The sequence below is a fragment of the Altererythrobacter rubellus genome (assembly GCF_030284385.1).
In the GTDB taxonomy this organism is placed as follows: Bacteria; Pseudomonadota; Alphaproteobacteria; order Sphingomonadales; family Sphingomonadaceae; genus Erythrobacter; species Erythrobacter rubellus.
In genome coordinates this window covers 1624992-1641815 of record NZ_CP127221.1, presented here as the reverse complement: position 1 = coordinate 1641815, position 16824 = coordinate 1624992, and the positions used below count along the sequence as shown (strand labels likewise).

General features: G+C 56.8%; 17 protein-coding genes and 1 tRNA gene. 5 read left to right on the top strand and 13 right to left on the bottom strand.

Annotated features, from left to right (window positions below; genetic code table 11):
* Positions 1-65 precede the first annotated feature (65 nt).
* From carA to greA, 4 genes are all read left to right on the top strand, one after another.
* Complete coding sequence (gene carA, locus QQX03_RS08195) at positions 66-1244, top strand: glutamine-hydrolyzing carbamoyl-phosphate synthase small subunit (protein ID WP_285975267.1); 1179 nt, start codon at positions 66-68, stop codon at positions 1242-1244.
* Positions 1241-1597 carry a hypothetical protein gene (locus QQX03_RS08190; protein WP_285975266.1) on the top strand — a complete coding sequence of 119 codons (357 nt, stop codon included), beginning with the start codon at positions 1241-1243 and terminating at the stop codon, positions 1595-1597. The genes carA and QQX03_RS08190 overlap by 4 nt, the downstream gene beginning before the upstream one ends.
* Entirely contained in the window at positions 1597-4920 is a 3324-nt protein-coding gene (gene carB / locus QQX03_RS08185; RefSeq protein ID WP_285975265.1) for a carbamoyl-phosphate synthase large subunit, read from the top strand. The genes QQX03_RS08190 and carB overlap by 1 nt, the downstream gene beginning before the upstream one ends.
* A 113-nt stretch (positions 4921-5033) precedes the next feature.
* Entirely contained in the window at positions 5034-5510 is a 477-nt protein-coding gene (greA, locus tag QQX03_RS08180) for a transcription elongation factor GreA (RefSeq protein WP_285975264.1), read from the top strand.
* 18 nt (positions 5511-5528) lie between these two features.
* Here the strand turns inward: greA and QQX03_RS08175 are convergent, their stop codons facing one another.
* The 6 genes from QQX03_RS08175 to QQX03_RS08150 all read right to left on the bottom strand — a co-directional run bounded on the left by QQX03_RS08175 (position 5529) and on the right by QQX03_RS08150 (position 8020).
* Positions 5529-6020 (bottom strand): GNAT family N-acetyltransferase, encoded by a 492-nt coding sequence (locus QQX03_RS08175; RefSeq protein WP_285975263.1) that lies wholly within the window; start codon positions 6018-6020, stop codon positions 5529-5531.
* 9 nt (positions 6021-6029) lie between these two features.
* On the bottom strand, positions 6030-6260 hold the full coding sequence (locus QQX03_RS08170) for a DUF4170 domain-containing protein (RefSeq protein WP_285975262.1): 231 nt from the start codon (positions 6258-6260) through the stop codon (positions 6030-6032).
* Positions 6261-6341: 81 nt separating this feature from the next.
* A complete protein-coding gene (locus tag QQX03_RS08165; protein ID WP_285975261.1) occupies positions 6342-6701 on the bottom strand; it encodes a hypothetical protein in 360 nt (119 codons plus the stop codon).
* The gene (locus tag QQX03_RS08160) at positions 6691-7002 is read right to left on the bottom strand and encodes a hypothetical protein (RefSeq protein WP_285975260.1); all 312 of its coding nucleotides are present in this window, start codon (positions 7000-7002) and stop codon (positions 6691-6693) included. The genes QQX03_RS08165 and QQX03_RS08160 overlap by 11 nt, the downstream gene beginning before the upstream one ends.
* The gene (locus tag QQX03_RS08155) at positions 6995-7432 is read right to left on the bottom strand and encodes a phage holin family protein (protein ID WP_285975259.1); all 438 of its coding nucleotides are present in this window, start codon (positions 7430-7432) and stop codon (positions 6995-6997) included. Before QQX03_RS08155 ends, QQX03_RS08160 begins: the two co-directional genes overlap by 8 nt.
* Positions 7433-7456: 24 nt before the next feature.
* Entirely contained in the window at positions 7457-8020 is a 564-nt protein-coding gene (locus QQX03_RS08150; RefSeq protein WP_285975258.1) for a hypothetical protein, read from the bottom strand.
* Positions 8021-8190: 170 nt separating this feature from the next.
* Here QQX03_RS08150 and eno point away from each other — a divergent pair, with 170 nt between their 5' ends.
* Positions 8191-9474, top strand: a complete 1284-nt coding sequence (gene eno / locus QQX03_RS08145) for a phosphopyruvate hydratase (RefSeq protein ID WP_285975257.1) — start codon at positions 8191-8193, stop codon at positions 9472-9474.
* Here eno and ribH read toward each other — a convergent pair whose 3' ends face one another.
* From ribH to mreC, 7 genes are all read right to left on the bottom strand, one after another.
* Positions 9475-9897 carry a 6,7-dimethyl-8-ribityllumazine synthase gene (gene ribH, locus QQX03_RS08140; protein ID WP_285975256.1) on the bottom strand — a complete coding sequence of 141 codons (423 nt, stop codon included), beginning with the start codon at positions 9895-9897 and terminating at the stop codon, positions 9475-9477.
* A 5-nt stretch (positions 9898-9902) separates the two neighbouring features.
* Entirely contained in the window at positions 9903-11150 is a 1248-nt protein-coding gene (gene ribB / locus QQX03_RS08135; protein ID WP_285975255.1) for a 3,4-dihydroxy-2-butanone-4-phosphate synthase, read from the bottom strand.
* Positions 11151-11962: 812 nt separating this feature from the next.
* Positions 11963-12038, bottom strand: a tRNA-Lys gene (locus tag QQX03_RS08130).
* A 105-nt stretch (positions 12039-12143) separates the two neighbouring features.
* Complete coding sequence (rodA, locus tag QQX03_RS08125; protein WP_285975254.1) at positions 12144-13286, bottom strand: rod shape-determining protein RodA; 1143 nt, start codon at positions 13284-13286, stop codon at positions 12144-12146.
* A complete protein-coding gene (gene mrdA, locus QQX03_RS08120; RefSeq protein WP_285975253.1) occupies positions 13283-15361 on the bottom strand; it encodes a penicillin-binding protein 2 in 2079 nt (692 codons plus the stop codon). The genes rodA and mrdA overlap by 4 nt, the downstream gene beginning before the upstream one ends.
* The gene (gene mreD / locus QQX03_RS08115) at positions 15361-15921 is read right to left on the bottom strand and encodes a rod shape-determining protein MreD (protein WP_285975252.1); all 561 of its coding nucleotides are present in this window, start codon (positions 15919-15921) and stop codon (positions 15361-15363) included. The genes mrdA and mreD overlap by 1 nt, the downstream gene beginning before the upstream one ends.
* On the bottom strand, positions 15918-16823 hold the full coding sequence (gene mreC, locus QQX03_RS08110; protein WP_285975251.1) for a rod shape-determining protein MreC: 906 nt from the start codon (positions 16821-16823) through the stop codon (positions 15918-15920). Before mreC ends, mreD begins: the two co-directional genes overlap by 4 nt.
* Position 16824: the final 1 nt, after the last annotated feature.

Genomic DNA, 16824 nt, shown 5'->3' with positions numbered 1-16824 from the left:
TACGCAAGCTTAGCGGATGGGTCTTAGCGACATCGCCGGAAAACCCTTGAATTTGGAGAGCCCGAATGGCTTCTGCCTCTACGCCTGCGCAACCCACTGGAGCTACCGGCGTATTGGTATTGGCCGATGGCACGGTAATCTGGGGAAAGGGGTTCGGCGCGAGCGGCGATGCATTGGGCGAGGTGTGCTTCAACACCGCGATGACCGGCTATCAGGAAGTGATGACCGATCCGAGCTACGCGGCGCAGATCGTAACCTTCACATTCCCGCATATCGGCAATGTCGGCGCGAACCCTGAAGACATTGAAAGCAAGGTTGAAGGCGCAGTGGGCTGCGTGGTGCGCGAAGATGTGACGCAGCCGAGCAATTTCCGCAGCATCGAAGGCTTCAGCGAGTGGATGGCGGCGAATCGAAAGATCGGCCTATCGTGCGTCGATACCCGCGCATTGACCCGACGTATCCGGATGAGCGGCGCGCCCAATGCAGTAATCGCGCATTCGCCTGAGGGGAGATTCGACATCCCGGCTTTGGTTGCGAAGGCACAAGGCTGGGCGGGGCTAGAGGGGATGGACCTCGCCAAGGTTGTCACGCGCGAAGCCCGCGAAGACTGGAGCGGTTCGTACTGGCAGCTCGGCCACGGCTATGGCGAAGGCGAGGGCGCAGATCGCCCGCACGTCGTTGCGATAGATTACGGCGCAAAAGACAATATCTTCCGCAATCTTGTGCGCGCCGGGGCGAATGTAACCGTGGTTCCTGCCAAGACCTCGCTGGAGGATGTGCTGGCGCTGGAGCCTGCGGGCGTGTTCCTGTCGAACGGTCCGGGCGATCCGGCGGCGACGGGCGAGTATGCGGTGCCGGTGATCAAGGCTCTACTGGAACGTGACATTCCGCTGTTCGGCATTTGCCTGGGGCACCAGATGCTTGCGCTGGCAGCGGGCGCGAAGACGGTTAAGATGCATCAGGGGCACCGCGGCGCGAACCATCCGGTTCAGCGTGTGGGCGAAAGCTGGGGGCACAGCGAAACGCTGGTTGAAATCACCAGCATGAATCACGGCTTTGCGGTGGATGCCGACAGCCTGCCTGACAATGTCGAGCAGACGCATGTCAGCCTGTTCGATGGCAGCAATTGCGGCATTTCGATCAAGGGCAAGCAAGCCTTCGGCGTCCAATACCACCCCGAGGCCTCACCCGGCCCGCAAGACAGCTTCTACCTGTTCGAGAAATTCGTGGGGATGTTGGGGTGAGGCGAACCAAACTTATCTGGTTTGCTTTTGGTGCTTCTTCGGTTCTCGCAAGCTGGGCTATTTCGGTCTCTTTATTTGAGGCTGAAGAAGAGGCGCCAATGCCTCACATAGTGATCGGCGCTCCTGACATTCGTTATGCTCAGTCAGATTTCGATGAACTCGAGAACCTTAGTTTGAAAGTGGGCGAAGTTATTAGCCAATGTGGCCTGGAAGCATTCGAGATTGAATTGAACCGTCATGGTCTGGCTTATGCCGTTCCTATTACGGAGGAAATCGAGCCCTCTTTGTGTTGTCTCGTAGTGAACTTCGGAAACTCGCCTGAGCCAGTTTCCCTCGAAATAAAGGCTAGTTGATGCCCAAACGCACTGACATCTCCTCGATCCTCGTTATTGGCGCAGGCCCGATCATCATCGGCCAGGCGTGCGAGTTTGATTACTCCGGTACGCAGGCGATCAAGGCGCTGAAGGAAGAGGGCTATCGCGTCATTCTGGTGAACTCGAACCCGGCGACGATCATGACCGATCCCGAATTTGCCGACGCGACCTATATCGAGCCGATCACGCCCGAAATCGTCGAGAAGATCATCGCCAAGGAGCGGCCAGACGCTGTGCTGCCAACGATGGGTGGGCAAACCGCGCTGAACTGCGCGCTCTCGCTCAACAAGATGGGCGTGCTGGAGAAATACGGCGTCCAGATGATCGGCGCCGATGCCGAAGCCATCGACAAGGCCGAAGACCGGCTGAAATTCCGAGACGCGATGGACAAGATCGGCTTGGAAAGCGCACGCAGCGGGATCGCGCATTCATTGGACGATGCTCTGAAAGTTCTCGAGCGAACCAAATTGCCCGCGATCATCCGCCCCAGTTTTACTCTGGGCGGCACCGGCGGCGGCATTGCCTATAACAAGACCGAATTTGAACGCATCGTTCGCGAAGGGCTGGATGCATCGCCAACCACAGAAGTTCTGATCGAGGAATCGCTGCTAGGGTGGAAAGAATATGAGATGGAGGTTGTCCGCGACAAGCATGACAACTGCATCATCATCTGCAGTATCGAGAATGTCGATCCGATGGGCGTGCACACCGGGGATTCGATCACTGTCGCACCCGCGCTGACGCTGACCGACAAGGAATACCAGATCATGCGCACCGCGTCTCTGAACGTGCTGCGCGAGATTGGCGTCGAAACCGGCGGCTCCAACGTCCAGTTTGCGGTCAATCCCAAAGATGGCCGCCTGATTGTGATCGAGATGAACCCGCGCGTGTCGCGTTCGTCTGCGCTTGCTTCCAAGGCAACCGGTTTTCCGATTGCGCGCGTCGCGGCAAAGCTGGCGGTTGGTTACACGCTCGACGAGATTACCAACGAGATTACCGGCGCAACCCCGGCATCGTTCGAGCCGACTATCGACTATGTTGTGACCAAGATCCCGCGCTTTGCGTTCGAGAAATTCAAGGGCACGGAGAACGAGCTTGCGACCGCGATGAAATCGGTCGGCGAAGTCATGGCGATTGGGCGTAACTTCCAGGAATCGATGCAGAAGGCGCTGCGCGGGCTGGAAACCGATCTCGATGGGTTCAACCGCGTACTCGCGCTGGAAGGTGTATCGCGCGAAGTGCTGACCGCGGCGCTCAGCAAACGTACGCCGGACCGGTTGCTAAATGTCGGGCAAGCATTCCGCGAAGGCATGTGCGTCGAAGAGATCCACACAATCACGAGCTATGACCCGTGGTTCCTGCGCCAGATCGAAGAGATTATCGCTGCTGAAAAGCAGATTTCCGAAGATGGCTTGCCGCGCGATGCGGCGGGGCTGCGCAAGCTTAAGTCGATGGGCTTTTCTGACAAGCGCCTGGCAACATTGGCTGTGCGTTCAGTCGGCGTTGCAGGCAGTCTGGGCGAAACACAGGCGAGACGTTCCGGCCTGCTGCACGATGCCTTGCAGGCGATGGCGGGTGCGACCAGCGAAGCCGAAGTGCGCGCGCTGCGCGAAAAGCTGGGCGTGCGGCCTGTTTTCAAGCGGATCGACAGCTGCGCAGCGGAATTCGAAGCCATCACGCCGTATATGTATTCTACCTATGAGGTACCGACATTCGGCGAGCCGGAATGTGAAGCTGATCCGTCAGAGCGCAAGAAGGTCGTGATCCTGGGCGGAGGCCCGAACCGGATCGGACAGGGGATCGAGTTCGATTATTGCTGTGTGCACGCCTGTTTTGCGTTGGCCGAGCAGGGTTATGAAACCATCATGGTCAATTGCAATCCGGAAACGGTGTCGACTGATTATGACACGTCCGATCGCCTGTATTTCGAGCCGCTGACCGCAGAAGATGTGCTGGAGATCATGCGCGTCGAAATGTCCAAGGGCACTCTGGCAGGTGTGATCGTGCAATTTGGCGGGCAGACGCCGCTAAAGCTGGCACAGGCGCTGGAAGATGCAGGCGTGCGAATCCTTGGCACTTCGCCGGATGCGATCGACCTGGCCGAAGATCGCGAACGCTTCGCCAAACTGGTCGACAAGCTCGGCCTGAAGCAGCCGGACAATGGCATTGCATATAGCCGCGACGAAGCCGCAGCTGTGGCAGCGCGGATCGGCTATCCGGTGCTGCTGCGCCCGTCTTACGTTTTGGGCGGCCGTGCGATGGAAATCGTCGACAGCGAAGCGCAACTCGATGACTACATCCGCACCGCTGTGAACGTATCGGGCGACAGTCCCGTATTGGTTGATCAATATCTTCGCGATGCGATTGAATGCGATGTCGATGCCCTGTGTGATGGCAAGGAAGTGCGCATTGCGGGCGTGATGCAGCATATCGAGGAAGCGGGCGTCCATTCGGGCGATAGCGCGTGCACATTGCCGCCATATTCGCTTCCGGCTGATATCGTTGAAGAGATGGAGCGCCAGGCAAATGCGCTTGCCAAGGCGCTGAATGTCGTGGGCCTGATGAATGTCCAGTTCGCGGTGAAGGATGGCGAGGTCTATCTGATCGAGGTGAACCCGCGCGCGTCACGCACGGTGCCCTTCGTCGCCAAGGCAATCGGTCAGCCGGTGGCAAAGATCGCTGCCAGGGTAATGGCGGGCGAACCGCTCTCTAACTTTGAGCCGTTCAAGCGCGACTTGCCATACATGGCAGTGAAAGAGGCGGTTTTCCCGTTCAGCCGTTTCCCCGGCGCGGATCCGATTCTTTCACCGGAAATGAAATCGACCGGCGAAGTCATGGGCATCGATTTGACCTTCGAAGCGGCCTTCCTCAAGTCGCAACTCGGGGCCGGCATGAAACTGCCGTCTGAAGGAACTGTGTTCGTATCGGTCAAGGATAGCGACAAGGCGTACATCCTTCCGGCAGTAAAGTCTCTGATCGAGCAAGGCTTCAGCGCAATTGCCACAGGCGGCACGCAGACCTATCTGAGCGAGCAGGGATTGGCCGTTGAACGCGTCAACAAGGTTGCCGAAGGACAGCCGCATATTGTCGACAAAATCATCGATGGCGATGTGGATTTGATTTTCAATACAACCGAAGGCTGGCAGAGCTTGCTGGACTCAAAATCGATCCGCGCTTCGGCCCTGGAGGCGAAGTTACCATACTATACAACAGCCGCCGCATCGCTGGCCGTTGCCAATGCAATTCGTGCTATAAGCGCAAGTGACCTTGAAGTCCGGTCATTGCAGGACTATTATCGCTAGCGAAACTTAGCTCTTTCCCCACATTTCAAGCGTGACCAAGCCGCTTCGACAGAAGCGGTCACGTTCGAAATGACTGTGATTTCAGTAGGGAAGAGCGCTGAAGGAAAGACTGGATGGCTACGATGGAAAAGGTTCCAATGCTGGCAGAGGGTTACGAACGGCTGACAGCCGACCTCAAAGTGCTGCGCGAGGAACGACCCAAGATTGTTGATGCGATTGAGGAAGCTCGCGCACATGGCGATCTGTCCGAGAACGCTGAATATCATGCCGCGAAGGAGCGTCAGGGCCAGGTTGAGGCCATGATCGGCGACATCGAAAGCAAGGTGAGCCGCGCGCAGATTATAGATCCTGCAACGTTGAGCGGTAACCGGATTGTATTCGGCGCGACCGTTACATTGCTTGATGAAAACGATAAGCCGATCAAATATCAGATCGTTGGCGAAACAGAAGCTGATGTGGCATCGGGCCGCATCTCTTACAGTTCACCGCTTGCGCGCGCTCTGATCGGCAAAGAGGTCGACGACGAGATCGAAGTGACTGTCCCGTCAGGCGACAAGTTCTATCTCGTCAGCAAGATCGAATTCATCTGATCTCGAATTGAGCGGCGTTCAATCGAGCGCTTTCTCCATCGCGTAGTTGTGGATCGGCACATCTTGCCCGGCATGTGCGATGGAAAAGTCGCGTCTATGCGTCACGATATAGCCCGCACGTTCAAATGCCGGGCGAGCAAGCTCGCTCGCTTCGGTGTATAGGCGCGAACACCCCCGCGCACGTGCTTGTTCCTCGGCCGCTTCTAGCAGCAAATCAGTCAAACCTTGCCGAGTGTGATCCGGGTGGCAGTAGAGGTGGTCCAGATGTCCGTCTTGTTCGAGAATGGCGTAGGCGACAGGATCATCGTCTGAGCCAACTGCGACCATTATCCTATCGCCTGCCGATATGCGCTCAAAGATGCGAGATTCTGCGGCGGGTGACCTCGCCGCCCATGCTGCAACTTGCTCGTTCGTATAGCCATGCGCACCCACAACGCGGACAGCTTCCGCGAAGATTTCGCCGAGGCGTGCGGCATCGATGCTCCGGAACAGGCGAAGAGAATACGACATTAGTTGGATTTATGCGTCCGGTTCGAGCAGCTTGTGAATGTGCACCACGACATACTTCATTTCAGCATCATCAACGGTGCGCTGGGCCTGGCCACGCCATGCCTCAACCGCGTCCTCATAATTGCTGAACACGCCGACGACGTGGATGCTTTCCGGGTCCTGAAATTCGTATGATCGCGGATCACTGACGCGGCCACCCATAACAAGGTGGAGTCGTTGTTTGGTTTCGAGTTCGGCCATGGATTGTCCTGTAAGCTTGTTCTGATGCCGCGCGAAATAAACAAGTGTGCCGCAGAGGCAAGGGGAGGGGCTTGTGTAGGTCTATTCTTGATCGGTCTTTTGTTGCTCGATCAAATCCTGGCCCTTCGCAAGACCAACTTCCTTTGGTGCATGATTGGCTTTCTCATACATTGCCAGCGCAAATCCTATTGCGGCGTCGATAGCGATCCGGGCGAGAATTCCGCCTGTCCTGGCTGCCTTGCGGTCACGCCGGCTAAGGCTTCCAATCGTCAACCCCAAAACAACCGCCCCGCCGATCACCACCAATGGATTTTGTTTGGCAAAATCAAAGGCTGCACCGGCAGCATCCGCCACGATCTCTTCGGGAGGCCGGTCACTGAAGCGCGCTTGAGCAGCCGCGATCCGTTCTTTAAGCGCTTCGCGCTTGTGTTCACGCGTCATCGTCGGTCTCCAAAGCTTCTTCTTCGGCAGTTGTCGCAAACAGGTCAGTTAAAGGTTTCCAGGCCAGTGCGACGGCAACGACGCTGGCGGCCCCGGCAACGGCAGCCGCAATCACCTTTGCAGGTGTTCCCGCGTTTTCGAGTTTTTCCAGCGCAGGATTACCAATCTTGTCCGCTAGTTTTTCCCCGATACGTTGACCGGACAGGCCATGGCGAACCTGTGCTATCTGCGCCAACAATATCGAGCGGGCCGCGCTGCGAATGGCCTTGTCTTCCTTTAATTGCCGTTTGAGATCAGTCATCAGTCTCACCCGAACTTTTGTCGAATGCTTCACCAATGTCACGCGCGGATCCACGTGCACGACTCAAGAACGCGAGAGCGCCAAGCAGCAATGCGCCTACAACTACGGTAGTGGCGCCGAATGCGGTAAGGCAGGGAGTCAATCCAATCACCGCTCCAACCACGAGTGCAATCAAAGCGAGATGAAGAAACCCGATCGCCATAAGGCCGGACAGAACTGCGGTTTTGCTGCGGTTCGCTGCAAATGCAAGACGGGTTTTCTGGAATCCAATCTCAGCCTCGAATAGCGTTTTACCATCGTCAGCGAGTGCGGTCAGATCATCGATCAAAGAGGATTCAGGAGGCGCAGAATCCTTCTCGCCGCGAACCGCAGCGTTCAATTCGTCCTCCAATTCGGCCGGGCTGCGTTCAGCCCGATCCGTATCGCTCATGATCAGCCCCTTCCGTGTGGCGCTTTATTTGCTCCCACGGAATAGCCGAGCAATGATGAAGCCTGCAATAGCTGCGATACCAAGCGCTGTGCCCGGGCTTTTCCGCACGAATTCACGCGCATCTTCGCCGATCTCATCTACGCTTTTGGCTTCCAGCTTGGCAGAGGCTTCCTGAAGGCTACGCGATGCCTTGCGAGCATAGTCGCCATATTGCTCGCCGACCTTCTCATCAATCTGAGGGGCCACGTCTGCTACAATCTTGCCAAAAGATGACAGCGCATCGCTCGCGCGAGTCTTGCCCTCAACCGCCAGATCGCTGGCTTTTGTTTTGGCTTCATTGCCGTAATTCTTTGCTTCCGACACGAGATCCGTTCCTTTCTCACGGGCCTGTTGACGATAGGCGCCTGCACGTTCGCCAGCCTCCGCCTTCAATGCGGCAGCACCGGCCCTTGCTTCGTCAAGCGCCGCGTTGAAGCGCGATTTCGCTTCAGCGGTATTGCTCTCAGGCGCATTTGCTTTGGTTGTTTTCTTTGCTGCCGGCTTCTTGGCGGCAGACTTTCGGGTCTTGGTTTTGCTGGTTTCTGCCATGATCCGTCCTTTGCCTAATGTGTTAAAACGTTCGGCATGAATACGTCTGCCGAACCTACTAATTCTGCAACGCGGCTTGCACCACGATGAGCGGGCGCATAGAGCGCGATTGCAACCCTCATATGGGGGTGTTTTACCCGAATACAACAGTCCCATCCAGGAGCCTGAAAATGACCGCAATTATCGACCTCCATGGCCGAGAAATTCTTGATAGCCGCGGAAACCCGACAGTGGAAGTCGATGTTTTGCTTGAGGACGGAAGTTTCGGGCGCGCCGCAGTGCCATCAGGCGCCTCGACTGGCGCACATGAAGCGGTAGAACTGCGTGATGGTGACGCAGATCGCTACCTCGGCAAGGGTGTGCTCAAGGCGGTGGATGCAGTGAATACCGAGATCGCCGATACAATCCTTGGCTTGGATGCGGAAGATCAGCGCGACGTCGATTTCGCCATGATCGAACTGGACGGGACGCCGAACAAGGGACGGATCGGGGCGAATGCCATTCTGGGCACCAGTCTTGCGGTGGCAAAGGCAGCGGCCAATGCGCGCGGCCTGCCGCTCTACTCCTATCTTGGCGGTGTGTCTGCGCATGTCCTGCCGGTACCTATGATGAACATCATCAATGGCGGCGAACATGCCGACAATCCGATCGATATTCAGGAATTCATGATCATGCCGGTTGGGGCAAGCAGCCTGGCCGAAGCGGTGCGTTGGGGCGCAGAGATATTTCATACCCTCAAAAAGGGCCTGTCAGACAAAGGCTTGTCGACAGCTGTCGGCGACGAGGGCGGGTTTGCGCCTGATTTGGCCAGCACGCGCGCCGCACTCGATTTCATTATGGCATCGATCGAACGGGCTGGCTTCAAAACTGGCAGCGAAGTCGTGTTGGCGCTTGATTGTGCGTCTTCCGAGTATTTCTCTGAAGACCGGTACGAGATGAAGGGTGAGGGGGCATCGCTTTCGAGCGAGGAAATGGCTGATTATCTCGCGGTGCTTTGCAATGATTATCCCATTCGGTCGATCGAAGACGGTATGGATGAAGATGATCTTGAAGGCTGGAAAATCCTGACCGACAAGATTGGTGGCAAGGTTCAGCTTGTGGGTGACGACTTGTTCGTTACCAATCCGGCACGCCTTGCCATGGGTATCGACAAGGGGCTGGGCAATGCGCTGCTCGTGAAAGTCAATCAGATCGGCTCGCTCACAGAAACACTGGCTGCGGTCGATATGGCACACCGCGCGGGCTATACATCTGTAATGAGCCACCGCTCGGGCGAAACCGAGGATTCCACCATCGCTGACCTGGCAGTCGCAACCAATTGCGGGCAGATCAAAACCGGCTCGCTGGCGCGCTCTGACCGTTTGGCGAAATACAATCAGCTGATCCGGATCGAAGAAGAGCTGGGCGCGAACGCAGTTTACGCCGGCGCCGGCTGCTTCGGTCGGCTTGCCTGACTAGCCGCCAAAGCGTTCCTGCAAATTGAGCAAGGCGAGGGCGGCTTCGGCTGCTTCGCCACCCTTGTTCTTTTGTGCAGGGTCTGCGCGCACCAGCGCCTGATCTTCATTCTCGACCGTCAGGATGCCGTTGCCAATGGCGATGCCATCCATGGTCAGCGCCATGATCGCGCGAGCGCTTTCGCCGGCGACTATCTCGAAGTGGTAGGTCTCGCCGCGGATCACCACGCCAATCGCTACGAAACCGTCATACTGATCGCTTTCCAACGCGAGAGCGATTGCGCCGGGAATTTCCAGCGCGCCGGGAACGGTCAGAACTTCGGCCTCATGCCCTGCCGCTTCGATCGTGGCCTTCGCACCAGCGATCAGCATGTCATTCAAATGACCGTAAAAGCGTGCTTCAACTATCAGAATTTTCGCCATTTTAGTCACTCCGGAATAGGCATATGGTCGACGATATTGAGGCCATAGCCTTCAATCGCGACAACATTGGGTTGGGAATTGCTGAGCAGGATCATGTCATGGATCTTGAGGTCTGCAAGAATTTGCGAACCAATGCCCACATTTCTGATCTCATCCTCTTCGCTATAACTACCTGTGGCCGGGCGGTCGCGAAGGACAACGATGACGCCTGAACCATGCTGGCCAACGGCCTGCATGGAACGCTGCAAAACGCGTTTGCGTTCGCCGGGTTGACCAAGAACATCGTCCAGCACCGAGATCGGGTGCACCCTGGCAAGAGTGGGCTCACCGTGTACTACATGCCCCTTTTGCAGAACCAGCGCTTCACTCCCGTCGACGGTGTTCCGATAGGTGATGAGTTTCCACTGCCCGCCATAATCGGATTCAAACGTACGCTCGCTAACCCGCTCGACCAAGTGGTCGTTGCGGCGGCGATATTCGATCAGATCGCGGATTGTACCAATTTTGAGGTCATGCTTCCGCGCAAATCCGATCAGATCGTCTAGCCGAGCCATGCTGCCATCTTCGTTCATGATCTCGCAGATCACGCCGGAGGGATTGAGCCCCGCAAGGCGCGAAATATCTACCGCTGCTTCGGTATGTCCGGCGCGCACCAGAACCCCGCCATCGCGTGCAGTCAAAGGGAACACATGGCCGGGTTTGACAATGTCGCCGGGGCCCTTGGTCGCATCAATCGCGACAGAGACTGTCCGCGCCCTGTCGGCGGCTGAAATGCCGGTGGTTACGCCTTCTTTCGCCTCGATCGAAATGGTGAAGGCGGTTTGCATACTTTCAGTGTTGTTCGCGGTCATGGGTTCAAGCCCCAAGGCTTCAACCCGGCTGCGACTCAGCGCCAGACAGATCAAACCGCGGCCGTATGTCGCCATAAAGTTGACAGCATTGGGAGTGGCCATCTGTGCAGGTATGATCAGATCGCCTTCGTTCTCCCGGTCTTCGTCATCGACCAGAATGTACATCCGGCCGTTCCGGGCCTCGTCAATAATTTCCTCGATACCGACAAGGGCAGGGCGGTCGTCGTTGCCCGACAGAAAGTTTTCGAGCTTGGCTAACGTTTCAGCTGTGGGGTTCCAGCCATCTTCTGTGCATTCGCGAAGTGTGTTTGCGTGAAGGCCGGAGGCGCGAGCCAGACCGGCTTTGGTGAGTTCGCCCGAGGAAATAATCTCGCGGACGCGTGTGATGATTGATGTGTCCATTTATTATCAGTATCACACCATGATGTGATATCAAGGGTAAGAACTTTGTCAAAACCACACAACTTCACACCAAGATGTGTAAGTGTTCGCGGAGGAGGGTCTCTAAGAGGAGAAAAATGGTGGACGCACTTTGGTTCGAACTTAGGATCCGCTTACACTTCCTGGACCAATAGTCGAAACGGGAACGGGCCCGCCTTAACTGGCTAAACGCACAAAGCCAGACTTGGTGGTATTGTCGATAATGACGGCGAAGGATAATGTCCTGTTAATGAGCTCTTATATACCTCTGTCTGCTTCGCTGAAAATTAGTTCGGATAGTCCATGCGCCTCGCTTTAATTCTCATAGCAATGCTTTCTTACTCTCTTCCCGCGGCGGCTTCGTGTCATGCCGAGCCTTTGGCGAAAGACGGCGCCTGCCCGAGCGGATATTTCACCAGTGGGGCGTATTGCGTCCCTTCGACGGGTGCGCGCCGAGCGATTAAGAGATTGAACTCTTGCCCTTCAGGATTTTTTAGCAGCGGCAACTACTGCGTCGCTTCCACTTCAAATGAAGCAATCGCGATCCCAAAGGTTGGCGGTTCTTGTCCTTCAGGTTGGTATACTTCTGGAAAGTATTGCCTTAGACAGCCTTGAAAATTGTACGACCCTTTTTGTCCTTGGTGGGTGAAGGCTGACCCCCTGCCGCAGATTAGCGCGGCGCACCGGTCAGGCAACGGGGTTTGTTCGCCGCCGTTTGTTACCCCATTTGTTACCCTAACCGATTTTTGGCTGTTTAGGTGGGGCTAGAGTCAGTTCTAAGTCGTTGATATTTATGGTGGACGCACTAGGGTTCGAACCTAGGACCCGCTGATTAAGAGTCAGCTGCTCTACCAACTGAGCTATGCGTCCATTCCTGACTTTCGGAGAAGCTTGAGCAAGCCGCTTCGAATCAATAGACGGGCTCATATAGCGATGCTGTTTCGAATTGGAAGCGATTGTTAGGCGTTTGAAAGCCTAGCCCGACAATCCGCGCCGCGGTGCGGTCCGATTCCATCGGTTCACTATCATCAACAGGCCAATGCAGATCATATTGGTCAGCATCGACGATCCACCATGGCTCATCCACGGCAACGGGATGCCGACAACCGGGGTCAAGCCCATCACCATCATCAGATTGATCGCAATGTAGAAGAAAATGGTGGCTGTCGCCCCTCCTGCGAGGAGCATGGAAAATCGATCGTTTGATGCAGCGGCAACACGCCAACCCCAACGCAGGATAAGCGCGAACATAGCCATGACGAAAAGACCGCCGATCAGGCCCCATTCCTCTGCCATCGTTGAAAAGACGAAGTCGGTATGCGGCTCGGGGAGGTAGTTGAGGTGGCTCTGCGATCCCTGATTGAATCCCTTTCCCGTAATACCGCCGGATCCGATCGCAATTTTTGACTGGGTAATGTGATATCCGGCGCCGAGTGGGTCACTTTCCGGATCAAGGAAAGTTGTGACGCGCCGCTGTTGGTAATCCTGCAGTCCGAAGAAGAACGCGATCGGCGCGGCTACCGCTGCGACTGCGCCACCGGCTGCGAACCATCTGATCGGAAGGCCTGCAAGCAGCATTACCACAGCGCCGCCAAATGCCAACGCAAGCGAGGTTCCAAGGTCTGGCTGCATCAAGACAAGCGCCATCGGCAATCCGATCAGCACGCCGGGGAGCGCCAGAGCCTGCCAACTGCCGACCATGCCCGGAGGAAGGGATGAGAAGAACCGCGCCAGGGCCAGAACAACTATCGGTTTCATGATTTCTGATGGTTGCAAGCGCATGAAGCCGAGATCGAGCCAGCGCTGGCTTCCCCCGCCGATAGCGCCGACTATCTCTACAGCCAGCAGCAATAGCAGGACGACGATGTATGCCGGATATGTCATGAACTTCACGAATGGTTGTGGCAATGAAGCGATGATGGCAGCCATCACCATAAACACGGCAAAACGGATGAGATGAGAGGAGGCAAATGGCTGCATTGCACCCCCAGCCGCCGAATAGAGCACGGCTGCGCCGAACATTACCAGCAGGAACAGAGGGATCAGCATGCCCCAAGGCAGCCGAGCGATGGGCGCAGGAATGAGCGATGTATTGGCGGGCTCGCCGAATCTGCTCATGGTCGCGCCTCGTTCCGGATCAATTCGATCGGACTGGGCCGGGGTTCGCCAGTCGGTGCAGCCTCTGGCCGCGGCGCAACAGCCTGATCGGCAATCGCTTCAGATTGCGCGGCGGCACTTCGTGCTTCGGCTTCGACCCTTGCAAATATGTCCTCGTCGCGCCGAGGTGGAGGGCTGACCACTTCGCCCCTTGCTTCGGCATATGCCGCGTATTTTGCGGACAGCCGGTCTTGCGCATTGCCTCCCCATTGGGTTTCCAGGGCGCGGAGTTTTTCCAACCCCTGTTGCGGGTCGAACAGGAAAGTCATTACATCGCGAGCGATCGGGTAAGCGGCGCCTGATCCACCGCCATGCTCGATCACAACCGCGCCTGCGTAGCGCGGATTATCAAACGGTGCGAAGAAAGTGAACAGACCATGGTCGCGGTACTTCCACGGCCCGCTTTTGCCGTCAGAAACATTTAGCGAGACGACTTGTGCAGTGCCCGTCTTGCCTGCCATCAATATATCATCGAACGGCAGGCGGCCACGCCCTGCGGTTCCCGGGCCATTTACGACATCGCTCATGGCTTGCCTCACATACGCCACATGCTCGGGTGGAAAGTCTACCTGATCGAAGCCCTTGGGCGGCGTATCAATTGTCAGGCGCGGCATGACATGCCTGCCTGTCGCGACCCGAGCGGCGCTGACCGCCAATTGAAGTGGACTGGCCAGCATATAACCCTGACCAATGGTAGCATTAACGGTGTCGAAAGCCTGCCATTCCCGGCCGAACTTGCTGAGCTTCCATTCCGGATCAGGGACGGTGCCGAAAAACTGGCTTGTGACCGGCAAGGGAAATTCTTCGCCCAGGCCGCAACGGCGGTTCATTTCCGCAATCGGGTCCATTCCGATGCGTTGGGCCAGATGGTAGAAATAGACATCGCAGCTCTGGTAGATGCCCTTGGCCATGTTGACTTGGCCATGCCCGCTCCGGTTCCAGCAGCGGAAAACACGATTGCCAACCCGCAATCCCCCACCGCAAAACACGGTTTCCTCAGGATCGATGCCTTCCTTGAGGAAGGCCATGGAAACCATTGGCTTGACGGTGGAGCCCGGCGGATAAAGTCCCTTCAGGACCTTGTTACGAAGGGGAACCCGTTCGTCTTCGCGCAGCATCGAATACTCGATACTGCCAATGCCTGCAGAAAAGCTGTTGGGATCAAAACTGGGCATGGACGACATGCAGAGCAAATCGCCGGTCCGGCAATCCATTACGACTACGGAACCGCTTTCCAGTCCGATCCGCCGCGCGGCATAGTCTTGCAATGGCCCGTCAATAGTCAGTCGGACAGCATTGCCCTGAATATTCTCACGTGTTTCGAGATCGCGCACAATACGGCCTGATGCCGTAACCTCGACACGGCGGGCACCGGGTACCCCGCGCAACGTCTGTTCGAACTGCTTCTCCATCCCGTCTTTGCCAATCTTGTAACCAGGCGTAATGAGAAGGGGATTGCGATCCAGCTCGTATTCTTCGGCCGATGCCGGGCCGACATAGCCGATCAAGTGACCGACTGTAGGACCGGTTGGATAATACCGTGAGAAACCCCTTTGCGGAACGACCCCCGGTAAATCCGGCAGGCGGACGCTAACCGCAGCAAAGTCATGATAATCGAGACCGCTGGCAACTTCGATGGGCCGAAAACCACGCGAGCCCTCAACTTTGGATTTGATGTCGCTGATCCGGTCTGCCTCAAGACCAAGAAGATCGCCCAATTGCTCAATCGTGGCATTGGGGTTGTTCATTCGCTCCGGAATGATGTCGACCCTAAAATCCGCACGGTTCGAGGCCAATGGCGCACCATTGCGATCTAGAATCCAGCCCCGGCGCGGCGGAATTAGAGTCAGATTGACGCGGTTGCTTTCCGCTTCCGTGCGGTATTTTTCATTTTCTCCGATCGAGAGATAGGCCATCCGCGCGGCCAGCAGCACACCAATCCCGCCCATCGCCGTGCCGACTACAAAGCTCCGGCGATCGAAGGCATTCTTCAGCTTCGTTGGATTAAGTGTCGAACGCGCACCGCGTAGCGCCATCAGCGAATTTCCCTGATGCGTATGAGACGGATGCGATCAAGCGTGGCGACCATGGCGGCTATCATGGGATAGAGCGCCATCGACAGCAAGAGTTGAGGCGTAATTGCTGCAAGAATCGGCAGGCTGAGCACCGCTCCTGATACCAGCGCTGCCAAAACGACGTAAAAACCACAAGCAATTGCGCTTGCAAGCCAATCCTGAAAGAAGCCGCGCCATGGAAACCGGCTCTCAAACCACTCAAAGGCAAGCAGAGTGACAGCCCAGAGCAAGATGGCACTGCCGAAGGGCTGACCGCTAACCAGATCGTCGATCGCACCAAGTGGACAGCCGATCCAGGCGGGCAGGGTTCCCGGCCGCATCAGGCGCCAGCCGATTAGCAAGAGAAATCCCATCGGCGGAACCAACGGCATGCTGGTAGTCACCAGGAATGTTGGGACCCAAGACGCGAGAATGATGGATCCATAGAGTACCGAGGCGGCAAGTAAGGGCGAAGGCTCTCGATTGATCTGGCGCCGAGAGTACTTTGGATGCGGGCCCATCTGAAGATCGCTGTTGATCATTGTGGCGCGTTCGTGCCTTGCAGCATCTGATCAGGCGACTGTTGGGCGGCTTCGACCGCCTCCGGTTCCCAATATGCCTCGACACGGACAAAGTCAGTCCCCGCAGGATCTGCAATCATGCGAGCCAGACCTCCGTCATCGGTTACTTCATGGATCACCGCGACGGCGAGGCCTGGCTTGAAATAGCCGCCGGCGCCACTCGTCACAAAGACATCACCCTCCTCGACAGGGTTGATGCCAAGATTGATCAAGCGAATTCGGACCAGGCCGTCACCTCGCCCCTCGGCAAAAGCAATCAGATCATCCTGAGCCCGCCGCACTGGGACAACACTCTCACTGTCGGATAGCAAAAGAACGCGTGCGGTTGACGATGCTGTTTCGAAAACGCGGCCCAGAATTCCTCGTTCGGAACGAACGGGCATTCCGGCCTGCACTCCATCCCTGGAACCTGCTCCGATATAGGCAAACCTGCGCGCGCTGACCACGCTGGACCCGACTATGCGGCTGATAGCGACGGGCGCTCCACTTTCCTCGGTCAAATCGAGGAGTGCCTTGAGCCGCGCATTCTCCTGTTCGGTCGCCTCCAGCTCCTTCAGTCGAATTCTCGCGAGCTGAAGTTCTTCGCGAAGGGCGGCGTTTTGTTTGCCGGCATTCCAAAATCCGGCAATGCGATCGAGCACAGTTCCGCTTCCGTCGCGTGATACGGCAACCGCCTGTCCGGCGGGTTCACCGACATCACCTGCGACGCCGCGCAGCGAGCTGAATGTCGCTGGTTGCCAAAGCGAAATGCCGAGCAGAACCAGACCGATGGCCGCCCCGACGGCGGCAATCAGATAACTCGTAAAACGTGAGTATTGCGCTTTGCGTGAGTGGCCAGAAGCCCGGGACGACGGCGGCGCCATG

Bases quoted from the DNA above. Each gene is read 5' to 3' on its own strand.
- ribH (WP_285975256.1), bottom strand. From the start codon at position 9,897: ATGGCGAAAATTCTGATAGTTGAAGCACGCTTTTACGGTCATTTGAAT.
- ribB (WP_285975255.1), bottom strand. From the start codon at position 11,150: ATGGACACATCAATCATCACACGCGTCCGCGAGATTATTTCCTCGGGC.
- carA (WP_285975267.1), top strand. From the start codon at position 66: ATGGCTTCTGCCTCTACGCCTGCGCAACCCACTGGAGCTACCGGCGTA.
- mrdA (WP_285975253.1), bottom strand. From the start codon at position 15,361: ATGGCGCTACGCGGTGCGCGTTCGACACTTAATCCAACGAAGCTGAAG.
- QQX03_RS08155 (WP_285975259.1), bottom strand. From the start codon at position 7,432: ATGAGCGATACGGATCGGGCTGAACGCAGCCCGGCCGAATTGGAGGAC.
- QQX03_RS08170 (WP_285975262.1), bottom strand. From the start codon at position 6,260: ATGGCCGAACTCGAAACCAAACAACGACTCCACCTTGTTATGGGTGGC.
- rodA (WP_285975254.1), bottom strand. From the start codon at position 13,286: ATGAGCAGATTCGGCGAGCCCGCCAATACATCGCTCATTCCTGCGCCC.
- QQX03_RS08160 (WP_285975260.1), bottom strand. From the start codon at position 7,002: ATGACTGATCTCAAACGGCAATTAAAGGAAGACAAGGCCATTCGCAGC.
- mreC (WP_285975251.1), bottom strand. From the start codon at position 16,823: ATGGCGCCGCCGTCGTCCCGGGCTTCTGGCCACTCACGCAAAGCGCAA.
- QQX03_RS08165 (WP_285975261.1), bottom strand. From the start codon at position 6,701: ATGACGCGTGAACACAAGCGCGAAGCGCTTAAAGAACGGATCGCGGCT.
- carB (WP_285975265.1), top strand. From the start codon at position 1,597: ATGCCCAAACGCACTGACATCTCCTCGATCCTCGTTATTGGCGCAGGC.
- QQX03_RS08150 (WP_285975258.1), bottom strand. From the start codon at position 8,020: ATGGCAGAAACCAGCAAAACCAAGACCCGAAAGTCTGCCGCCAAGAAG.
- eno (WP_285975257.1), top strand. From the start codon at position 8,191: ATGACCGCAATTATCGACCTCCATGGCCGAGAAATTCTTGATAGCCGC.
- QQX03_RS08175 (WP_285975263.1), bottom strand. From the start codon at position 6,020: ATGTCGTATTCTCTTCGCCTGTTCCGGAGCATCGATGCCGCACGCCTC.
- mreD (WP_285975252.1), bottom strand. From the start codon at position 15,921: ATGATCAACAGCGATCTTCAGATGGGCCCGCATCCAAAGTACTCTCGG.
- greA (WP_285975264.1), top strand. From the start codon at position 5,034: ATGGCTACGATGGAAAAGGTTCCAATGCTGGCAGAGGGTTACGAACGG.